Source organism: Colwellia sp. MB02u-10 (assembly GCF_014077185.1).
GTDB lineage: Bacteria > Pseudomonadota > Gammaproteobacteria > Enterobacterales > Alteromonadaceae > Cognaticolwellia.
Map to the genome: position 1 here is coordinate 52796 of NZ_JACGVK010000053.1, position 20162 is coordinate 72957.

15 protein-coding genes are annotated in these 20162 nt (G+C 38.0%); 6 read left to right on the top strand and 9 right to left on the bottom strand.

Going from position 1 to position 20162, the window contains the following annotated elements:
• Positions 1-1244 precede the first annotated feature (1244 nt).
• Positions 1245-3524, top strand: a complete 2280-nt coding sequence (locus tag H4J59_RS00730) for an FdhF/YdeP family oxidoreductase (RefSeq protein ID WP_182235928.1) — start codon at positions 1245-1247, stop codon at positions 3522-3524.
• Between the two features lie 251 nt (positions 3525-3775).
• On the opposite strand, the gene H4J59_RS00735 is transcribed toward H4J59_RS00730, so the two are convergent.
• From H4J59_RS00735 to H4J59_RS00745, 3 genes are all read right to left on the bottom strand, one after another.
• Complete coding sequence (locus tag H4J59_RS00735) at positions 3776-4603, bottom strand: SDR family oxidoreductase (protein ID WP_182235930.1); 828 nt, start codon at positions 4601-4603, stop codon at positions 3776-3778.
• A 62-nt stretch (positions 4604-4665) separates the two neighbouring features.
• On the bottom strand, positions 4666-5148 hold the full coding sequence (locus H4J59_RS00740; RefSeq protein ID WP_182235932.1) for an RDD family protein: 483 nt from the start codon (positions 5146-5148) through the stop codon (positions 4666-4668).
• Positions 5149-5509: 361 nt separating this feature from the next.
• A complete protein-coding gene (locus H4J59_RS00745) occupies positions 5510-6334 on the bottom strand; it encodes a DUF2059 domain-containing protein (protein ID WP_182235933.1) in 825 nt (274 codons plus the stop codon).
• A gap of 387 nt (positions 6335-6721) precedes the next feature.
• Between H4J59_RS00745 and H4J59_RS00750 the strand changes: the two genes are divergently transcribed.
• Both H4J59_RS00750 and H4J59_RS00755 read left to right on the top strand, forming a co-directional pair.
• Complete coding sequence (locus H4J59_RS00750; RefSeq protein WP_182235935.1) at positions 6722-7738, top strand: hypothetical protein; 1017 nt, start codon at positions 6722-6724, stop codon at positions 7736-7738.
• Between the two features lie 119 nt (positions 7739-7857).
• Entirely contained in the window at positions 7858-8520 is a 663-nt protein-coding gene (locus H4J59_RS00755; protein WP_182235937.1) for a peptidylprolyl isomerase, read from the top strand.
• A gap of 197 nt (positions 8521-8717) precedes the next feature.
• On the opposite strand, the gene H4J59_RS00760 is transcribed toward H4J59_RS00755, so the two are convergent.
• Together H4J59_RS00760 and H4J59_RS00765 are read right to left on the bottom strand one after the other, a co-directional pair.
• Entirely contained in the window at positions 8718-8975 is a 258-nt protein-coding gene (locus H4J59_RS00760) for a DUF2999 family protein (RefSeq protein ID WP_182136263.1), read from the bottom strand.
• A 171-nt stretch (positions 8976-9146) separates the two neighbouring features.
• Positions 9147-10346, bottom strand: coding sequence for a DEAD/DEAH box helicase (locus H4J59_RS00765; RefSeq protein WP_182235939.1), 1200 nt, complete (start codon positions 10344-10346; stop codon positions 9147-9149).
• A 288-nt stretch (positions 10347-10634) separates the two neighbouring features.
• On the opposite strand from H4J59_RS00765, the gene H4J59_RS00770 reads away from it, so the two are divergent.
• Positions 10635-10967 carry a GIY-YIG nuclease family protein gene (locus H4J59_RS00770; RefSeq protein ID WP_182235941.1) on the top strand — a complete coding sequence of 111 codons (333 nt, stop codon included), beginning with the start codon at positions 10635-10637 and terminating at the stop codon, positions 10965-10967.
• 189 nt (positions 10968-11156) lie between these two features.
• On the opposite strand, the gene H4J59_RS00775 is transcribed toward H4J59_RS00770, so the two are convergent.
• Together H4J59_RS00775 and H4J59_RS00780 are read right to left on the bottom strand one after the other, a co-directional pair.
• Positions 11157-11309, bottom strand: coding sequence for a hypothetical protein (locus H4J59_RS00775; protein WP_182235943.1), 153 nt, complete (start codon positions 11307-11309; stop codon positions 11157-11159).
• A 193-nt stretch (positions 11310-11502) separates the two neighbouring features.
• Positions 11503-12402: a hydrogen peroxide-inducible genes activator gene (locus H4J59_RS00780; RefSeq protein ID WP_182235945.1), complete on the bottom strand. Its 900-nt coding sequence runs from the start codon at positions 12400-12402 to the stop codon at positions 11503-11505.
• A 298-nt stretch (positions 12403-12700) separates the two neighbouring features.
• Between H4J59_RS00780 and katG the strand changes: the two genes are divergently transcribed.
• Positions 12701-14923: a catalase/peroxidase HPI gene (katG, locus tag H4J59_RS00785; protein ID WP_182235947.1), complete on the top strand. Its 2223-nt coding sequence runs from the start codon at positions 12701-12703 to the stop codon at positions 14921-14923.
• A gap of 110 nt (positions 14924-15033) precedes the next feature.
• Here katG and H4J59_RS00790 read toward each other — a convergent pair whose 3' ends face one another.
• Positions 15034-15855, bottom strand: a complete 822-nt coding sequence (locus H4J59_RS00790) for a zinc-dependent peptidase (RefSeq protein ID WP_182235949.1) — start codon at positions 15853-15855, stop codon at positions 15034-15036.
• A 567-nt stretch (positions 15856-16422) separates the two neighbouring features.
• Here H4J59_RS00790 and H4J59_RS00795 point away from each other — a divergent pair.
• Complete coding sequence (locus tag H4J59_RS00795) at positions 16423-17703, top strand: sensor domain-containing diguanylate cyclase (protein WP_259369330.1); 1281 nt, start codon at positions 16423-16425, stop codon at positions 17701-17703.
• 234 nt (positions 17704-17937) lie between these two features.
• Here H4J59_RS00795 and H4J59_RS00800 read toward each other — a convergent pair whose 3' ends face one another.
• On the bottom strand, positions 17938-20124 hold the full coding sequence (locus H4J59_RS00800) for an OsmC domain/YcaO domain-containing protein (RefSeq protein ID WP_182236112.1): 2187 nt from the start codon (positions 20122-20124) through the stop codon (positions 17938-17940).
• Positions 20125-20162 lie beyond the last annotated feature (38 nt).

Genomic DNA, 20162 nt, shown 5'->3' on the forward strand with positions numbered 1-20162 from the left:
GCAGCAAAACCTCTCATCTTCGTCTGAAATAATAAACCAATGTACCTGACCACAATATATAGAATTTTTGTAGTAACTCAATGAATAGTTAAATGTAGGTTTAAATGCAGGGTTAAAGTGCTTAGTGCTTGTAAATCATCTAAACGACAGCTGTCATTTGCTAGCGGGCCAATCATCCAATAGTGATTAAGCTTTTATATTCTCACTAATAACGCAAGAGCGTAGCGCTAGTGCTCAGCACAAAGTAGCGCTACCACAATTGAAAATCTGGGACCTGATTTTAAGGGCATTTTCTGTTTAAGTTGTTAACCAATATCACTAATTTCCTGAACATTACTCCGGGTTAAAACAACCTACTACTGCATTATTTATGTGGATTATTCTATCGGTTAAATAACTGAAAATAAAAGTCTATTTCATTAAACTCAGAAGTAATTTAGAATAAACCTTAATTTAAAGTAAGCAAGGAAGAGTCACTTTAATGTTTGCAAGTTTTCTTCGTCCAAACAATCTATCCCAAAAAATGATGCGTGTTATTTTTTCCATCTATTTGGCCGTAACCTGTCTAATCATTAGCATGCAGAAAAATTTGTCTATGCCAAGGAAGTAACATTTTCATACCTAACCGCCTTTGTCGTCAGGCGAAATGATCCGTAGCGCTATAATGGTATTGAGTCCATTAAAGGCAAACGCATCGCAACAGGGCCTAGTTGGGATTAAAGCTCAATGAGTGTCTCATATCAAAATTATATCTATGCGCCAAAGAACTCCAACTTAATTGAAGTGGTTGCGGGTAATAATGATGTAGTTAAACGAATATTTCTCATGATTAGCGAAAACAGAGTCGACTTACTATGCCGATAACGAACTTGTTCTTCAGCATATGTTAAATAAGCTGAACTTACATGATAAGCTTAAAATCATACGCCCCGGCTTAGAAAAAAAATTCCTACTAAAAGAAGACAGGAACTGATAAAAATTTAGAATGAGGGGCGTTTATCAATAAAGTAGCGAATATAATATTGTTTTACTAAAAAACTGGCCACTACTACTTTATCGTATGGCTTATTAACTAGACCTTAGCATCATGAACTTATTGCTAAAGCCACTTGTATATCATTAAATATATGAGTAACACTCACACAAACCGACAGTTAGTGGTCCATTCAACACAGAAAACGGGGCTAACCCCGTTTTATTTTTATCATGGTCAGTTGAAACCTTTCCTTTAAGAGGTAATTTACATGTCAAAACCTACAAAAACATCGCCTGCATACTCACCACCGGCTGGTGGCTGGGGAGCACTTAAAAGCTCGGCTAAACATTTGATCCAAAGTGAAAACGCCGCCAAAAACGTAAAAGCCTTATTACGGGCTAATCAACCCGGTGGTTTTGACTGTCCTGGCTGTGCGTGGGGAGATTCTGACACCGCAGGTAAAGTAGATTTTTGTGAAAATGGTGTGAAAGCTATTGCATGGGAGGCGACAAGTAAAAGAGTGAGTCCTGAGTTTTTTAAACAATATTCAATAACCGAGCTACAACAATGGGATGATCATTCCTTAGAAAAAAGTGGCCGCTTAACTCAACCGATGTTTTTTGATGGTAAAAGTGATCACTACCAAGCCATAAGTTGGGATGACGCCTTTAAAATTATCGCTGACCAATTACAGCAGTTACCCTCACCAAATGAGGCACTGTTATATACCTCGGGCCGAGCCAGTAATGAAGCGGCTTTTATGTATCAATTATTTGGCCGAGTATTAGGGACTAATAATTTTCCTGACTGCTCCAATATGTGCCATGAAGCTTCTGGCATCGCCATGACTAGCAGCTTAGGCACTAGCAAAGGCACAGTAACAATGGCAGATTTTGATCAAGCTGATGCTATCTTCGTTTTTGGCCAAAATCCCGGTACTAATCACCCACGCATGCTAAGCACTTTAAGAAAAGCAAGTAAGCGAGGCGCTACCATAGTTAGCATTAATAACTTGAAAGAACGTGGCTTACAGCAATTTTTAGATCCACAAAGCCCAAAAGAAATGATCCTTTTCACCGGCACTAACATTAGTCAATATTACTTCACGCCGCGATTAGGTGGTGATATGGCCATTCTACGTGGCGTCGCTAAATCATTACTCGAACGCTTTAAACAAGACGAAACCGTACTAGATAGTGCTTTTATTGCTGAACATTGCCATAATTTTGCCACATATCAACACAGTGTTGAGGCAACGTCATGGGAAAAAATAATCAGCCAATCTGGGTTGAGTCGACAAGACATTGAGCAAATCACTGATATTTATGCCAGTAAGAAAAAGGTTATTTTTACCTGGGCCATGGGCATTACCCAACATAAACACTCGGTAACTACCATTCAAGAGCTTATTAATGTGCTATTGCTTAGAGGTAATATAGGTAAGCCTGGAGCTGGCGCTTGCCCTGTACGCGGTCATTCTAATGTCCAAGGCAATCGCACGGTTGGCATTAACGAACAGCCACCAATGGAATTTCTCGACGCATTAGATAAGCATTATGCTTTTAAAGCCCCACGCGAACATGGGCTAAATACGGTTGATTCGTTACATACTATGCTGGCGGGTAAAGCAAAAGTGTTTATTGCTTTAGGCGGTAACTTTGCCGCCGCAACACCAGATACCACAAGAACTTATCAGGCATTAAAGCAATGTGATTTAACGGTGCAAATTAGCACTAAGCTCAATCGCAGCCATGTTATTACCGGTAAACAGGCGTTAATTCTTCCCTGTTTGGGCCGCACTGAAATTGACCGACAAGAAAGTGGCGAACAATGCATTACCGTAGAAGACTCCATGAGCATGGTGCATAGCTCAACGGGACAAAATGAACCTGCCTCCGAACATTTACGTTCAGAAACCGCCATTGTAGCTTCAATGGCAATGGCTGCAGTGGGCGATAGCGTCGTTGACTGGACAAGTCTAATGAACGACTACGGCTTAATTAGAGCAGATATTAGTAACGTGTTGCCAGGTTTTAATGATTATAATCAGCGTATTAAAGTAGGTAGAGGCTTTCATTTAGACAATAAAGCCGCGCAACGCCAATGGAAAACAAGCGTAGAAAAAGCTACTTTTTCAGATACCCAATTACCTGAACAATTAGCCCATGAAGTTGCCGAAGCGTTTACTGACAAGCCTATTTTAACCTTACAAACACTGCGTTCACATGACCAATACAATACCTCAATTTATGGTATGGACGATCGTTATCGCGGCATATATGGCGAACGTCGGGTGATTTTCGTTAATGCAGACGACATGGTGAAACAGCAATTAAAAAATGGTGACAAAGTAAAAATAACCACAGTATCAAGTGACAATATAGTACGTACGCTCACTGACTTTAAAGTAGTTCAATATATTATTCCAGCAGGCTGCGTGGCGGCATATTATCCAGAAACTAACCCGCTAGTGCCGTTAGAAAGCACCGCGGATTATTGTGGCACACCTACTTCTAAATCAATCGCAGTCTCTATTGAGAAAATATAGCGCTTAAAAATGTCTTTGCGAGGGTGTGCCTATAGCCACACTCTCGCCTATTTTTCTTTAGATTCAAATAATAATGGCATACCCACATAACTAAATAACTAAATAACTACCTATTCAGCTCTAATTCAGCTCAGCATATAACTGAGCTATCTTTGAATAATAGCCCTATTTTGTATGGCTGTTATTCAGGATATAAAAATTAAAACTTTAAAATATAAGTCTAAAATATAAATCTAGCACAAGCTAACCAATCACCCTTTTGCGAGTAAATAATCTAACCAACGTGCTGGCAATAAGCGCTTCAACAAGGCAAAAATTTTCGTTGGCATTGTGATTCTATAACGTAATTTAGGTCGTTTACTTTCTAAGGCATGAATCAAAGCCTGAGTAACATCTAATGGCTCTAAGGTGAAAGGCGCATTTGATTTTTCACTGCTTAAGCGCGCAATTTGCTGTTGATATTGCACTTTGTGATCGCTGGCCTCGATATCGATATGGGCTTGAATAGCCGCCAACGCATTGGCTCTAAACTCTGTATTAATAGGTCCTGGCTCTAGTAAAATCACCGCAATATTAGCACTTTTTAATTCTAGCCTTAAGGTGTCTGCTAAGCCTTCAATAGCATACTTTGAGGCATTGTAAGCCCCCCGATAAGCCATAGAAACAAAACCCAATACTGAACTACATTGAATAATGCGACCATGGCCTTGGCGCTTCATCACTGGAATTATTTGCTTGGTAAGTTCATGCCAGCCAAAAACATTGGTTTCAAACTGTGCTCTTAATGCTGCGGTAGGCAGGTCTTCCAATGCGCCTGGCTGACCATAGGCACCGTTATTAAATAAATAGTCTAAGCGTCCACCGGTTATTTCAAGCACTTGGGCGACAGTTTGGCTAATACTTTCAGGCTTGGTGAGATCTAACTGATAAGCGCTTAGGCCTTTTGCTTGCAGTTCGGTAACGTCTTGCGCTTTTCTCGCCGTAGCGAATACCTGATAACCACGCGCTGAAAGTGTTAGCGCTGCGTGTAGGCCAATGCCGCTTGAGCAACCCGTAATTAAAATAGACTTAGTTGACATAAAAGAACCTAATATATGAAGTGAGATAGCAGCAGCTTACTTGATTACGCTAGCCTTTAAAATTACTGATGACAACGAATAACAATCGTACCCGAAATTTTGTCATGCCAACCCTGTTTTTTGTCATCCCAAGCAATCCAGAAAAAGCCTAAACCTAATGGGATCAAGGAAACGTAGTAAGCAAGATATCGGATGACAGACTGTTTAACTGTCGGCTTATCACCCGTTTTTTCATCGACAATTTTTGCTTGTAGTAAAATTTTACCCGGCGTAGCTGACTTATAAATCCAGAATAAAATAGTCGCAAGCATTGGAAAGGCATAAGTAATCATAACATCCGAAAAACCTTGAACCAACTCAGCTGAATCGAAATGCTGACTACCATAAATTAGAAACAAAAAAGGGTAAGTGAACATGATGAGTATGATTGAGTCAATAACGCTTGCGCCAAATCTTAACCAAAAACCAACATACTGAACCCTTTGCTCAGTGTCTGTTATTTCGCTGTCGGTCATTTCACTCTCACTCACTTTATGCTTGATCATTTTATTCCCTATAGTACTTAAAGTCTCATACCTGTGTAGTTAGCATCATTTGCATTGTAAGTGTCGTAAGCTCGTCAAGTTGTCACTAAATGCCGCTCTAACTATGATAGTTATACTTTGAAGCTGGCTTGCTGACTCAACGACATAGCTAGCTAAAACGTTAAAGCGCGTAATACATTTCATAAACCTAATCTCAAAGCTTCTTCTGACACTATCTAACTGTCTAACTGTCTAACTATGTAGCTGAATACTTGATGTTTTTTTATTCACGGGTTATGTATTATGGCTTGCCAATATACTTGTAAAAAGGGCGAAAGTGACACTTTCGCCCTTAAGCTAAAAACAATGATATAAAAGTGATTTATTCGATAAATTCTGCAGCAATATCTTCAAACGCGATAGTAGACCAATAATTTAACGCTTGGCCTATACCTTCATACATTACAGTTAACTCTTTTTGACCTAAGGGTTGTTGATAAAATTGCGTATATTGTGCGATTTCTTGTTCGGTTAATGACTGATAAATAAAATAAGAAACCATAATCATTTGCTGCTCTAACCCCGGCCTTATCATAGCTTCCATTTGTGTTAGTTGTGTTTGAATTTGCACTTCATTAATACCTTGGCCTGGGTTTGCTACCATCAAACCTTCAATGGTACCTTTGGCTACTGCCGTAACAATGTTTAGCGAGTGCTCGACTAAGTTGGTCGTTTCAACAAAGTTTCTCACTACGTTAATGCGTTCTGTTGTTGGCGGCGTTGTTTGCAATATCGCCATATAATTCATCAAATCTTGGTTAAAACTTGGCGTCGAAGCTTTTGCTTCAGCCATTTTTATTCTTCGTGCTAAGTCGCCATTAAGCCAAGTCAGTAACTTTTGCATTTCGTCTGCAGAAAAATTGTCTTTTATATGCTCAAAAACCACTTGTTTAACATCGTCTAATCGCCAAGAATTTAATAACAAATTCATGACCTTTTGCGCTTGTTCGGGATCTTTAGCGGTCATTTTCATTTGTTGGTTCATCGCACTCATTTGCGCAGGAATACTATTAAGCGCAACGTTAATGCCAGACAGCGCCATATATTGGCTAACGTCAGCGTCACTGCTGACTTTAGCCGAACTCAATGGGCTAAATATTGTGCTCAGTAAAAATAAAACAATATAAAATGAAGTGAATTTTTTCATCATTAATCCTTTAGGTAAATAGTAAAATTAATAGTATGACTTAATAAATAGTAGCTATTTTTTAGCGCTATAAATCATAATACAGCGTAATGTAAATTTACAAAAATTATTTATTTTTATCACTATATATTCCCACCGGCTATAGTGTAACTTAATTTTATTACTGGAAATTAATCTTATAAATGCCAAGTACAGGCGATAAATATAACGCCGAGATCCAAGCAAATAAGTAGGCTTATTTTGATTTTCATAACTAGCTCATAACTAGCGTTAACTAAAATCAGCTGTTGGACAATAACCAGAAATATCAGCTCAAAATGCGCTAGTAAATTACACTAGCAATGAGATAACCATTAAATAGCCCGAGCTCAAAGGATAATTAATAACATGGGGAATAAAATCACAGCTAAGCCTTGCCACTTCTTTTTAAACCTTGCTTTTGCAGCCATAGCTTTTGGTGGCTTTTTTATGATTAATAACGCTAGCGCTATGGTTTTAACGCCCCCAGCAGCTATAAAGCCAAACACTCATAACAAGTTAACTTTACCTAAGATAAAATTTGCCAACAATATTCCAGAGCATAAAAAACCGCTACTTACCGATTGGGTTATTCATGCCAATCAGGCTTTGAGACTAGTTTATGGTGCATTACCAGTTGAGAATTTTCTGACGGTTATTGAAGCCAGCAACCAAGGCAATAGTGCCGTGCCTTGGGGAGAAGTAAATCGCTCGTCACCACCCACAGTTACTCTAGTGGTTAACCTCAATACTAGTCTCGACGCTTTAAAAGCTGATTGGACCATTTATCACGAGTTTAGTCATTTGCTGATTCCTTATGACGCCGCTGACGCTAGATGGTTTTCTGAAGGATTAGCCAGTTATTATCAAAATATTACTCAAGCCAGAATGGGCATGTTTGACGAACAAACTATGTGGCAAAAACTTTATGAGGGCTTTGAACGCGGTAATAAACAGCAAAACTATGCGCACCAAAAATTAGCTTATGTCAGTGATCACATCAGTCAAAATCATAACTATATGCGTATTTACTGGAGTGGTGCGCTTTATTGGCTGAAAGCTGATATTGCCTTAAGAGCATTATCAAAAAACGCGGCTAAACCTTATTCATTAGATTTAGCCTTAAAAGCACTCCAAGCTTGCTGCTTTAAGCAATACCTAAGCGCGACAGAAATAACACAAAAACTAGATGAATTAAGCCAAAGTGAAATTTTCAGCAGGTTATTAACGGATTTTTCAGCCAGTTACGCTATTCCCGATTATTTAACACTATTAAGTTCATTAGGCGTCGAAGTCATTAATGGTGATATCAAATTAAATAACCGTGCTAAATTAAGTTTGCAACGAAAAGCTATTTTTACTGACGTGGCGTTATTGCCTAAATAAGCGATTAAAATCATAAAATTACAATTGCTCAACCGTGAATAATTAACTAATCTATCGTCTGATGTTACAAATTGCCTGATATAAACTCATATTAGCCAATATATAAAGGAAGCAGTTACATGCTAAAAATTAATTTTTCATTGCTAAAAACCAGCTTAATCTCGTTATTATTAATAGCATTGTCTGGTTGTTTTAACTCAGATCCCGCCGTAAAATCGGTTAATGCTTATCTTGAAAAGCAAAAAATAGATAAAACTCAAGGTGATTGGAAAACCACACTAGAAAAACCTGAAATAGTAACCTTTGACCCAGAAGCTCAATATTTTTGGGAGTTAGACACTACTGAAGGAAAATTGGTGGTTAAGTTATTCCCAGAGACCACGCCAATGCATGCAACAAGTACAATTTACTTAACAAAACTTGGCTTTTACGATGATTTGGTTTTTCATCGTGTGATCAATAACTTTATGGCGCAAGGTGGCGACCCATTAGGTAATGGTAGCGGCAACCCAGGTTATAAATATGCGGGGGAATTTAGCGGCACATTAAGTCACGATAAGCCAGGATTACTGAGCATGGCAAACTCTGGACCAAATACTGATGGCAGTCAGTTTTTTATCACCTTTGCCGCCACACCTTGGTTAGATGGTAAACATACCATTTTTGGTGAGGTGGTTGAGGGGTTAGAAACAACACTGCCGGCCATTGAAAGCTTAGGTAGTCGCTCTGGTCGAACAGAAAAAGTAGTGAAAATTATTAAAGCAACAATTCGGGTCGAATAAATTATTTATACAAACCAGGCGTAACTGATAGTGAAAATTGATAGCGAAAAATTGCAAAAAGCTTACTGGTTATTTATCGCTATAATTTACCACTATTACTTAACGCTATAACTTGACGCTATAGTTTACAATAGGCTGAAATCACTATCAGCCTATTGTTAGCAAGATTAATCATATGACTAATCTTGCTGCTATAACTAGTTTTCTTTAGTTAAAGTCGCTTTGGCTGCTTCAACTTTCGAAAAATCTAATCCTAGCTCATTTACCGCTTCTTCAATCAGCCCAGGATTTTGCATTAGCATCATCATCAAGGCTTGTAACTTTTCTTGTGGAATACCCAATTGTTGTACTGTCGCCATGGCCATTATTGGGTTTTCTGTTAGCGCTTGAAATACCGCTTTAATTTGCTCGTCGCTTACATCATGTTCTTTTAAAATTGCAATAATTGGGTTCATTAAGTTTCCTATTTTCTGACTTGTTTATGATTACTTATTTATGGTTGTTTTTCACTAAGTTCAACTGCGAGCAGTGGCGTTATTATATCATCGCTGCATTTAATGTAAAAAGTCATTATTGACCATTGAAATTAGTGCAATTTTTTATTTAAGTCTTAATTTAACTCTGATTTAACTACGTTTATTCTTTGGGACATAATTTAAAATAGACACAGGCACTACTTTTTTAACTGGGAATTCGTCAAACTCTCTGCGTTCAATAACGTGTCCTAAGTCACTTTCAATGGCGCAAAGGTTTCTAAAATTATCTTTAGCAACAAAAGATACCGCTTCGCCATTTTTACCCGCACGACCTGTACGGCCAATACGGTGAGTATAATCGTCTACTTTATCAGGTAAGTCGTAATTAACCACCCGAGCCAGTTCGCCAATATCAATACCGCGCGCTGCAATAGCGGTGGCGACTAAAAACTCTATTTTACCGGCTTTAAAGTCATTGAGAATTTGTTCTCGTATAACTTGAGTTCGACCACTATGAATAGACTCAGCTTTAATACCACGCTTTTCCAATTGGCTAACCAGTTTTGCTGCGCCGTGCTTAGTTTCAATAAAAATTAGTGCCTGCTGCCATTGCTGCTGTTTAATTAAATAGCTTAATAATGCGGACTTATTAGTTTTATCTACCGTGACCAACCATTGGGATATTTTAGGTTTTGAGGCACTGTTCTTAGCGATTGAAATTTCACTGGCATGATAAAGTGTTCTTTTTGCTAGTGCTCTAACATCGTCAGAAATAGTGGCTGAGAATAATAAATTTTGACGTTTTTCTGGCAAACGCTCAATAATTTTATTAATGTCATCAATAAAACCCATGTCCAACATTCTATCGGCTTCATCAAGCACAAAAGCTTCAAGTTGATCAAAGTACACCGCCCGCTGATGAGCCATATCAAGTAATCGGCCTGGGGTAGCTACCAAAATATCAATACCCCAAATCAAACGTTGCTTCTGTGGCTCTATTTCTGTGCCACCATACATTGCCATAGAGCTTATATTTAAATATTTACCATATTGAGCAATATTGGCTTCAACCTGCACGGCTAGCTCACGCGTTGGCGTTACTATTAACACCCGAATGCGTTTGCCACGAAGATTGTGCGCTTCATCTTTATCAGCAGCACTGAGTTTTTCTAGTAAAGGTAAAACAAAACTAGCAGTTTTACCTGTACCTGTTTGCGCTGCGGCAATAACATCTTTACCGGATAAAATAACCGGTATGGCCTGTTTTTGAATATCAGTAGGTTGACGATAATTTAAATCAGCTATCGCATTGACTATCGGGTTTGACAACCCAAGTTGGGAAAATGGCATTAAAAATCTCTTTAGCTTTATAGCTAGCATGAAGGCTAACAACAAGCCCACTCAAAATTGGCCGCGATTATAACATTCACTTTCATTTAATGTCATTTTTTAAACGCTAAGCTATATAGTCATTGCACTTGAAAATGCAGTTTCAAAACTAAATTTGCACAAGCAAAAGGGGATGAATATTGTGTAGGAAAATTATGGCTATATTACTTATCTATTGCTAGATACTGTCGCTTGTAATAGGCTTTATTAAAACACTTATATAGATTGTTAACTTAGGTTATTGATGTAATGGAAATCACCAAAAAACACACTAGCAGCGATGCAGTTTCTTACGGCAATGTTTACGTGATGACACATTCATTTTTTAGTGATGTCGTCAGAATTGGCTGTACTCCTACAGATCCCATTGAGTACGCCATAACATTATCAGCAAAAACGCTCGGCGACTATACGGTGGTATTTTCACTGCAATGTAAAAACCCATGTAAAGTCAAAAAACAAATTCGACAATATTTAAATGCAAAGGCCTATGTTAACGATTTTTATCAAATACCTACTGACGTTGCCGCGGGTATTTTAAAGCGTGTGGTCTTAAGAATCCCAGTATCTAGTGCTGATTAAACCCTGAACATACCCCAGTAATTAACGCTAATTTCATCCTCTCTAAGAGCGTTTAAAAACCCTTAGCCGCTAAGCTAACACTATTAACATTAGCTTAGCTTAGCTTAGCTTAGTTTAATTTAGCTGAGCATTGAATCCAGATAATTAATACTCTAGAGAATAGCCACTATAAATACAGACCTGCATTGTTTATTGCTCAACTTTCATCGCTTGGCATTGCTGATCACCATAATAATTATTAGTGTAGTTACATTCAATTTGTTGCTGCTTATTTAGCTCAACGTTATCCTGATGAGTTGAATTCAATAAAGCTTGAATATTTTTAATTATGTTTTTCATCATTTATTTCCTTTTAATTAGTTAGTTACCCGCTCTACTTCAAGATGCAGATGTAAGCTTGCAGTAAAGCGTTATGTGTGCATTATTACCGGCTTATACAATCCAGTAAATTTGATAAAATCAATAAAGTAATGCTAAAAAACAGATACACAGCAAAGCTAACTGCCTTGCTTAACGCTGTGAAAATTAAAGCCCATTAGCACTTTTCAGTTAACTCTTGATTAAATATATCCCTTAACATGGTTAGTTCGTTAGTTCTAACATAGTTAGGACGAATAATGAGTGCAATGGTGCGATGTGGGCCAGGTTCATTTAAATGTATTGCCCTAATTTCTGACTCGTTGTAAATCAACTGATCTAGCGCCATTTGTGGCACTAAAGTTGTGCCCAACTTACCCGCTACCATTTGAATTAAAGTATGCAAACTCGCTGAATCAAAGTCAGACTGTTGTTTGTCACCTTTCATACTGCAAGCGGCTAATGCGTGATCTTTTAAACAGTGACCATCTTTTAATAGCATAAGTTTGTCAATTTCTAATTCTGCACTGGTAATTTCTTTTAGCTGACTCGGGCATTCATCTTTATGGCTAACCCAATAAAAGTCTTCTTGCCAAAAATCAAAGCTCATTAAACCATCTATAGGAAATGGCAGCGCTAGCACAGCAGCGTCAATATCACCTCGCCTGACCATATCGACTAATACTTGCGATTGCTCTTCAATTATTTTCAATTTAAAGTTCGGATATTGTCGCCTAACCTCGGGTAATACTTTCGGCAGCAGGTAAGGCCCAATAGTCGGAATAACACCTAGAGTCATCGGATGCACAAATGGCTGGTTATTCGATTGGGAAATTTGTAAAAGTTCATCGACTTCTAGCTTTACCGTTCTGGCTTTATTTAAAATGAGTTGGCCATAACTGGTAATTAACACTTGCTTATTGTTTCGCTCAAAAATGGTGGTACCTAATTGCTTTTCAAGTTCAATAATAGCGGTACTTAATGCGGATTGTGAAACATTGCAAGCATCTGCTGCCTTTTTAAAATGTAAGGTTTTTTCAACGGCAAGCGCATAATGTAATTGTTTTAATGAGATCATAGTTTTCCATGCTAGTTGCCTGCGAGAGCGCTAGGTTAAGGTTAATAGTTATTATTGAACATAAAGCCTAGTTTAATCAGTTTTTTATAACTTTGTTAAACTTAATTTTTATCTCCACGGACAAAAATAATAACAAGAAACTATAAATCAACAACTTAAAACATATAAGCATCGTATTCAAAAAACAGAACACTATCTTCCAATCAATCAATTATCAAAAGCAACTATTCAGTTCTATACTCAAAAAATATTGATTTACACAAAAAAATCAACAGTCAGAAAATATTGAGGAACTAAAATGCTTAAAAAAACACTATCACTAGCCGCTGCTATTTCAGTGGCACTTACAACGATAACCTTATCAGCTTCAGCCCTAAGTGCTGAAGCGGCTAAAACCAACCAATTTTGGTGGCCAGAGCAGCTAAATTTAAGTCCACTACGTCAACACGGCGCTGAATCGAATCCTTATGGCGAGGAATTTAATTATGCTAAAGAATTTGCCACTGTAGATATAAACAAATTAAAACAAGATATTGAAACAACATTAACTGATTCAAAAACTTGGTGGCCTGCAGACTGGGGGCATTATGGTCCATTGATGATCAGAATGGCATGGCACAGCGCCGGTGTTTATCGTGTACATGATGGTCGAGGCGGAGCTTCAGGTGGACAACAACGTTTTGATCCCTTAAATAGTTGGCCTGATAATGTCAACTTAGATAAAGCTCGACGCTTATTATGGCCAGTAAAGCAAAAATATGGCCGTAAAGTTTCATGGGCTGATTTAATGGTGCTTTCTGGCAATGTGGCATTAGAATCAATGGGCTTTAAAACCTTTGGTTTTGCCGGTGGCAGAAGTGACGATTGGGAGCCTGATTTAGTTTACTGGGGTCCAGAAACCATCATGCTTGATGACAAGCGACGTGACAGTAAAGGTAAATTAAAAGGCCCACTTGCCGCAGTAGAAATGGGCTTGATTTATGTTAATCCTGTTGGGCCACATGGCAACCCAGACCCGCTATTAGCAGCCAACGATATTAGAATGTCGTTTGGTCGTATGGCGATGAATGATGAAGAAATAGTCGCGCTAAGTGCTGGTGGACATACCCTAGGTAAAGCTCACGGCGCGAAAAAACCTGATAAGTGTGTTGGTGCAGAACCTGCAGCCGCAGCTATCGAAGAGCAAGGTTTAGGCTGGAAAAATAAATGTGGTACAGGTGTTGGCGCTGATGCAACTGGCAGTGGTTTAGAGGGTGCTTGGACAGTTACACCAACACAATGGTCTTCTAACTACTTAGATAACTTAATGAATTTTACTTGGGTAAAAACGACCAGCCCAGCGGGTGCCATTCAGTGGACCCCTAGCGATCCAGCCGCCGCTAATTTAGTGCCTGATGCACACATTGCTAATAAACGTAATGCACCCATTATGTTCACCACTGATTTAGCACTGAAAAAAGATCCAGAATTTCTTAAAATTGTTGAGCGCTTTAGAGCTAATCCAAAAGATTTCGATAAAGCATTTGCCAGAGCTTGGTTTAAACTAACCCATCGTGATATGGGACCACGTGCTAGATATGTCGGCTCAGAAATACCGAGTGAAATATTATCATGGCAAGACCCGATCCCTGCAGTTGAACATCCTTTAGTTTCAGCCGCTGAGATCAGTGAACTAAAAAAACAACTACTTGATTCGGGCTTAACCACCTCAACATTAGTCAGAACAGCATGGGCGTCAGCGGCCAGTCATCGTGTTACTGATATGCGTGGCGGTGCTAACGGAGCACGAATTCAACTTGAGCCACAGAAAAATTGGCCTGTAAACAATCCGGCTGAATTAAGTAAAGTGTTAGCTAAACTTAAATCAATTCAAAGTGACTTTAATCAGCGTTCGCCAAGCAGCAAAGTTTCGTTGGCTGACTTAATTGTTTTAGGTGGTGCAGCGGCGATTGAACAAGCAGCAAAAGCAGCAGGACATACTATTGTCGTGCCTTTTAATGCCGGTCGTGCTGATACTACTCAAGCCCAAACTGATGTGAAATCATTTAATTATTTAGAACCCAATGCTGACGGATTCCGTAATTATTACGATGAAGAAAGTTATATGTCGCCAACCGCCATGCTGGTCGACAAAGCAAATTTACTGAGCTTAAATGTACCCGAAATGACCGTGTTAGTCGGTGGTATGCGGGTACTTAATGCCAATTTTGATGGCTCAGATTTAGGTGTACTAACCAAAACACCTGGCTTATTAACGAATGACTTCTTTGTCAATTTGCTTGACATGTCAACCACATGGCGCAAAGACAACAATCAAGCTGGGGTATATCAAGGTTATGATCGCATGTCAGATGAACTAAAATGGCAAGCAACGCCTGTTGATTTAATCTTTGGCTCGAGCTCTGAATTACGCGCTATTGCGGAAGTTTATGCTTCTGACGATGCTGAACATAAGTTTGTTACTGACTTTGTCAATGCTTGGGTTAAGGTCATGCAGCTTGATCGCTTCGACCTGAAATAGGCCTGAAATAGGCCTAAAGTAAGCTTACTATAAGACTAATGTAAACTAGTCAGGATATTCTAGCGAGTATTACCCAAGGGTAATACTCGCTTTTTTCTTTAACCTCAGTATTACCAGTACAGCGGATCAACTTTATAATACTGAGTGAGTTGCTGATAAAGCTTAGGATGCTGTTGGCTAAATGACTTAGATTGCTCAAAAAAAACTTCGCTGGCAACAGCGAAAAATTCTGCAGGATTTGTTGCACCATAATAATCAAACAGTGATGGTGCACCTGTATTTGCTTGTTTTTTTAAAATTTCAAATTGTGATGAAAAAATTTCTGACCAGCTCTGATAACTTTGTCCTGCCGCCAATATAGGGGCACCATTGGCTCTGCCATTTTCTTGATCAAGTTGGTGAGCAAATTCATGGATCACAACATTATGGCCATCATCAGGAATTTTTGCGCCTACTAAGGTATCTTGCCACGACAATACCACTTTACCAAAATCCCAAGACTCGCCAGCCAAGACTATTTTTTGGGTAAACTGTACACCGTCACCCGTTCGCGTTTGCTGCTGTTTCACAAAAGCGCTTGGGTAGACTAATATTGACTGTAGCTTTGGATAATAATTAGTTTTTCGATTGAGTAATAACAAGCATGCTTGTGCTGCTATAGTAATTTTTATTTCATCGGTAATCACTACCCCGTTACAACCGACAAACTCTTTTTCTGCCAAAAAAACCTGAATATGTTGTTTTAATTGCAACTGCAAATCTGCTGGCATTTGCCTAAAGTACGGCATTCTTTGCTGAATTATTTTTCGCCATTGTTTCTTAAAGGGTTTAGCTTTTATCAATCGACGTTTATATGCCAACCAATAAGGCTTGCCAGCCAAATAAGCCATAAGTAATAAAGCAATGAACACAGGTAAGAAGTAAGAAAACATAATAAATCATTCGCAATAAGCTTTATTATTAAGTGCGGACGAGTTGTGCAAATATCAAATTATTTTCATGATAATAAAAATAAATAAATTTAAACAAAATTTGAACTTACCTGTAAACAACCACTCTTACCCTATGAGAGACTTACTTCCCTGAGTGTTTTATGTTTTTATAATGCGTTTACTTTTTTAAGTAAACGCATTTTTTTTTCTTAAATTTAGTAAAAACTTAACCGCTATAACCACGACTAAATAATTATAGCCTTTGACTACGCATGATTTTCGAGCTGTTCCATCAACGGATTGGATTAGCTGTGAGCTCTAAAACACGATAACTTTTACTAACACACAGTCAGTTTATTTCTGCAAATTAACGCTACCAAACAGTCACTTTGCTACGAAAGCTAATATTAGATAACAACAACGTAGGCCGAAAATAAATTTACCTATGTAAGTGGTCAAATGGTAGAGTAACCCACTCGCTAGTTGCGATGATATTAAAATTAAACTACCATAGCGATTTGATATATATTGAATTTTACCTTTTACCTTTTACCTTACGGTGACAACTTGAGTAAAAAAAAAGATATGGCATCCACTTTTAATAACATCAAAAGTGAAGTATTAGACAGTATAGATTCCTTTATTTATACCAAAGACTTGTCTGGAAAATATACTTACGCAAACCAAGCTATTTTAGACTTATTTGAAAAAAATTTGACTGATGTTATTGGCTATGATGATAGTCATTTTTTTGATTTAGCCATTTCTAGACAATTAAAAATAAATGATGACTTAGTGATGAACAAAGCCATTAGAGTAGAAAGTGAAGAAATAAATTTCATTAAAGCTAAAAATGAAACTCGTATTTATAAAGTAGTCAAAAAACCACTTTATAGAAGTGACGGTAGTGTCGATGGTATGAGTGGGATATCTACTGACATCACCGTGGAAAAAAAGTTACAAGAGCAAGTCAGTAACCAAAGTCATTTACTTACTACCATGTTAAATAATATCGATGCTCATATTTATATAAAAGATTGCGAACGGACTTTTTTATACGTAAATAGTCGTGTTGCTGAATTATTTGGTGATAAAGCAGAGAACATCATTGGTAAAAAAGATACTGAGGTTTTACCCAAAGACATTGCCGAACACTTTTATCAATCAGACAAGCAGGTTTTTGAAAAAAATCAAAAACAAGTAATAGAAGAAACTACTCATAGTAAAGATGGCAACACATCTCATTACATCAGCACTAAAATCCCCTTTAATCAGCCAAATAAATTACCTGCGTTAATTGGCTTCTCCAGTGACGTAACTGAATTATTTAAACTAAAAGAAGAATTTAAAAAACTTGCTAATACTGACCCATTAACTAATTTATATAATCGTCGTTTATTTACAGAGCAAGCGGAAAAAGAATATCACCGCACAAAACGCTACTCATTATCTTTAACAGTCATGACCATTGATATTGACCACTTCAAAAGTATAAATGATAAATTTGGTCATCCTGCTGGGGATCAAGTATTAATCGAGGTAGCGAAACAACTTAAAGCTAACCTAAGACAAATCGACATTTTAGCCCGTATTGGCGGTGATGAGTTTTTTATTCTTTTACCTGAAACATCTGCAACGGCGGGCATGAAACTGGCAGAACGTATAAGAACAGAGCAAAGTAATTTGAAAATCCTTGGTGACTGGCAAGGCGAGATAAAGCTTTCAGTCAGTATTGGTGTTTCAAGCTTTATCTCTGACGACGAGTCATTTGACACTATATTTTCTCGCGCTGACAAAGCCTTGTATCAAGCAAAAAATTATAGTCGAAATAAGGTGATGTACTTATAAAAAGTGCTTATATTTTATGAATCAAACGTTAACATTTTAAAGCAACAAAGCCTTTTATGGCAGTAATCACAGTCATTATACACAGATACACTCCTCCTTTGTGGCTGTAAAATAAACATCAATCACAAAAATAAATCACAAAAAAGCCAATACCTCTCGTTAGGTATTGGCTTTAAAATTTTATAAAATCAAATAAAAAAATTCGCTAAAAAATTAGCCAACATTGGCTAGAGTTTAGCTTGCTGCTTGTTCTTTTCGTGCTTGATGCAATTTTTTATAGCTGCCGATTAATCTCAAATGCTTGTCTAATCCGTCTAAGTTCATACCGGTTTTAGTCAATCCAAAAAACTTCACTTCGCCCATCACTGAATCGATGACATTATTCATGGTATTTTCACCAAACATTCTATTTAGATTGCCAATAAAATTTTCAAGTTCCATGTCTTCGTCTAAGGTAATTTCAAGTACCGCCTGCATAGCTTGATAAAACAAGCCACGTTCAACCGTATTGTCATTAAACTGTAAAAAAGCTTCAACCAACTCCTGCGCGTCTTCCAATGCGCCTAAGGCCAAGTAAATCAGTATTTTAAGTTCTAAAATTGTTAACTGACCCCAAACCGTATTTTCATCAAATTCAATACCAATTAAGGTTCTGATATCGCTATAATTATCTAGCTGGCTATCTTCTAAACGTGTGACTAAACTTTCTAGCGCGTCATCATCTAAGCGATGAATATTAAGAATATCTTCACGGTAACTCAGTGCTTTATTGGTATTATCCCAAACCAAGTCTTCTACTGGATAAATTTCTGAATAATCAGGGACTAAAATACGACATGCCGTAGCGCCGAGTTGGTCGAATACCGCAACATAAGCTTCTTTACCTAAGTCTTGTAAAATAGAAAACAAACGAGTGTTTTCTTCCTCACTGGTGCCAGAAAAATCCCATTCGCAAAATTCATAGTCATGTTTATCACTAAAGAAACGCCACGAAATTACGCCGGTTGAATCAATAAAGTGTTCGACAAAGTTTTCTGGCTCAGATACCGCAAGACTATTAAAAGTTGGCCTTGGCACATCATTTAACCCTTCAAAACTACGACCTTGCAACAACTCAGTTAAGCTGCGCTCTAACGCTACTTCAAAACTTGGATGCGCACCAAAAGAGGCAAATACACCACCGGTTTTTGGGTTCATTAAAGTCACACACATCACAGGAAATTGACCACCTAACGAGGCGTCTTTAATCACCACAGGAAAGCCTTGAGCTTCAAGTGCATCGATACCCGCAAGAATGTTCGGATACTGTTCAAGCACACTTTTAGGCACATCAGGTAAAACAATTTCTTGTTCTATTATTTGTCTTTTTACTGCCCGTTCAAAAATTTCAGACAAACACTGCACTTGCGCTTCCGCTAAGTTATTACCAGCGCTCATGCCATTACTTAAGAATAAGTTCTCAATCAAATTTGATGGGAAATATACTGTTTCGCCATCCGATTGACGTACATAAGGAATCGCACAAATACCACGTTCAAGGTTGCCTGAATTGGTATCAATGAGATTTGAGCCACCTAGTTCGTCGTCAGGATTATAAATATCAAGACAGTAATCATCTAAAATACCGCTAGGTAAGTCATCACTTTCATTTAATTTAAACCATTTTTCATTGGGATAATGTACAAAGTCACTATTAGCAATGTCTTGACCCAAATACTGATCGTTATAAAAGAAGTTACAATTCAGGCGCTCAATAAACTCACCCAAAGCTGAACAAAGTGCGCTTTCTTTCGTTGCGCCTTTACCATTAGTAAAACACATCGGCGATGCCGCATCACGAATATGCAATGACCAAACATTGGGCACAATATTGCGCCATGAGGCAATTTCTATCTTCATGCCAAGACCGGCCAATATCGCGGTCATGTTAGTTATAGTTTCTTCAAGGGGTAAGTCTTTACCTAAAATAAAGGTACTGGCTTGTTCAGCCGAATGTCCCATTAACATGGCCTGCGCGTCGTCCTCAAGACTGTCAACGAGTTCCACAACAAACTCTGGCCCCGTTTGTACTACTTTTTTAACCGTACAACGATCAATGGAACGAATAATGCCCAGGCGATGTTTTTCAGAAATACTTTCAGGGAGTTCGACCTGAATTTTGAATATTTGCTTATAGCGATCTTCAGGGTCAACAATATTATTTTGTGACAGACGAATATTTTCGGTTGGAATATCGCGAGAGTTACAATACACCCTAACAAAATAAGCCGCACACATAGCGGAAGAAGCTAAGAAGTAATCAAATGGTCCTGGCGCAGCGCCATCACCTTTATAGCGAATAGGTTGATCCGCGACGACGCTAAAGTCATCAAACTTAGCTTCTACTTTTAGGTTATCGAGAAAGTTAACTTTAATTTCCATTGAATGGGGTCCCACAATTGATTGCTGTATAGCCAAGA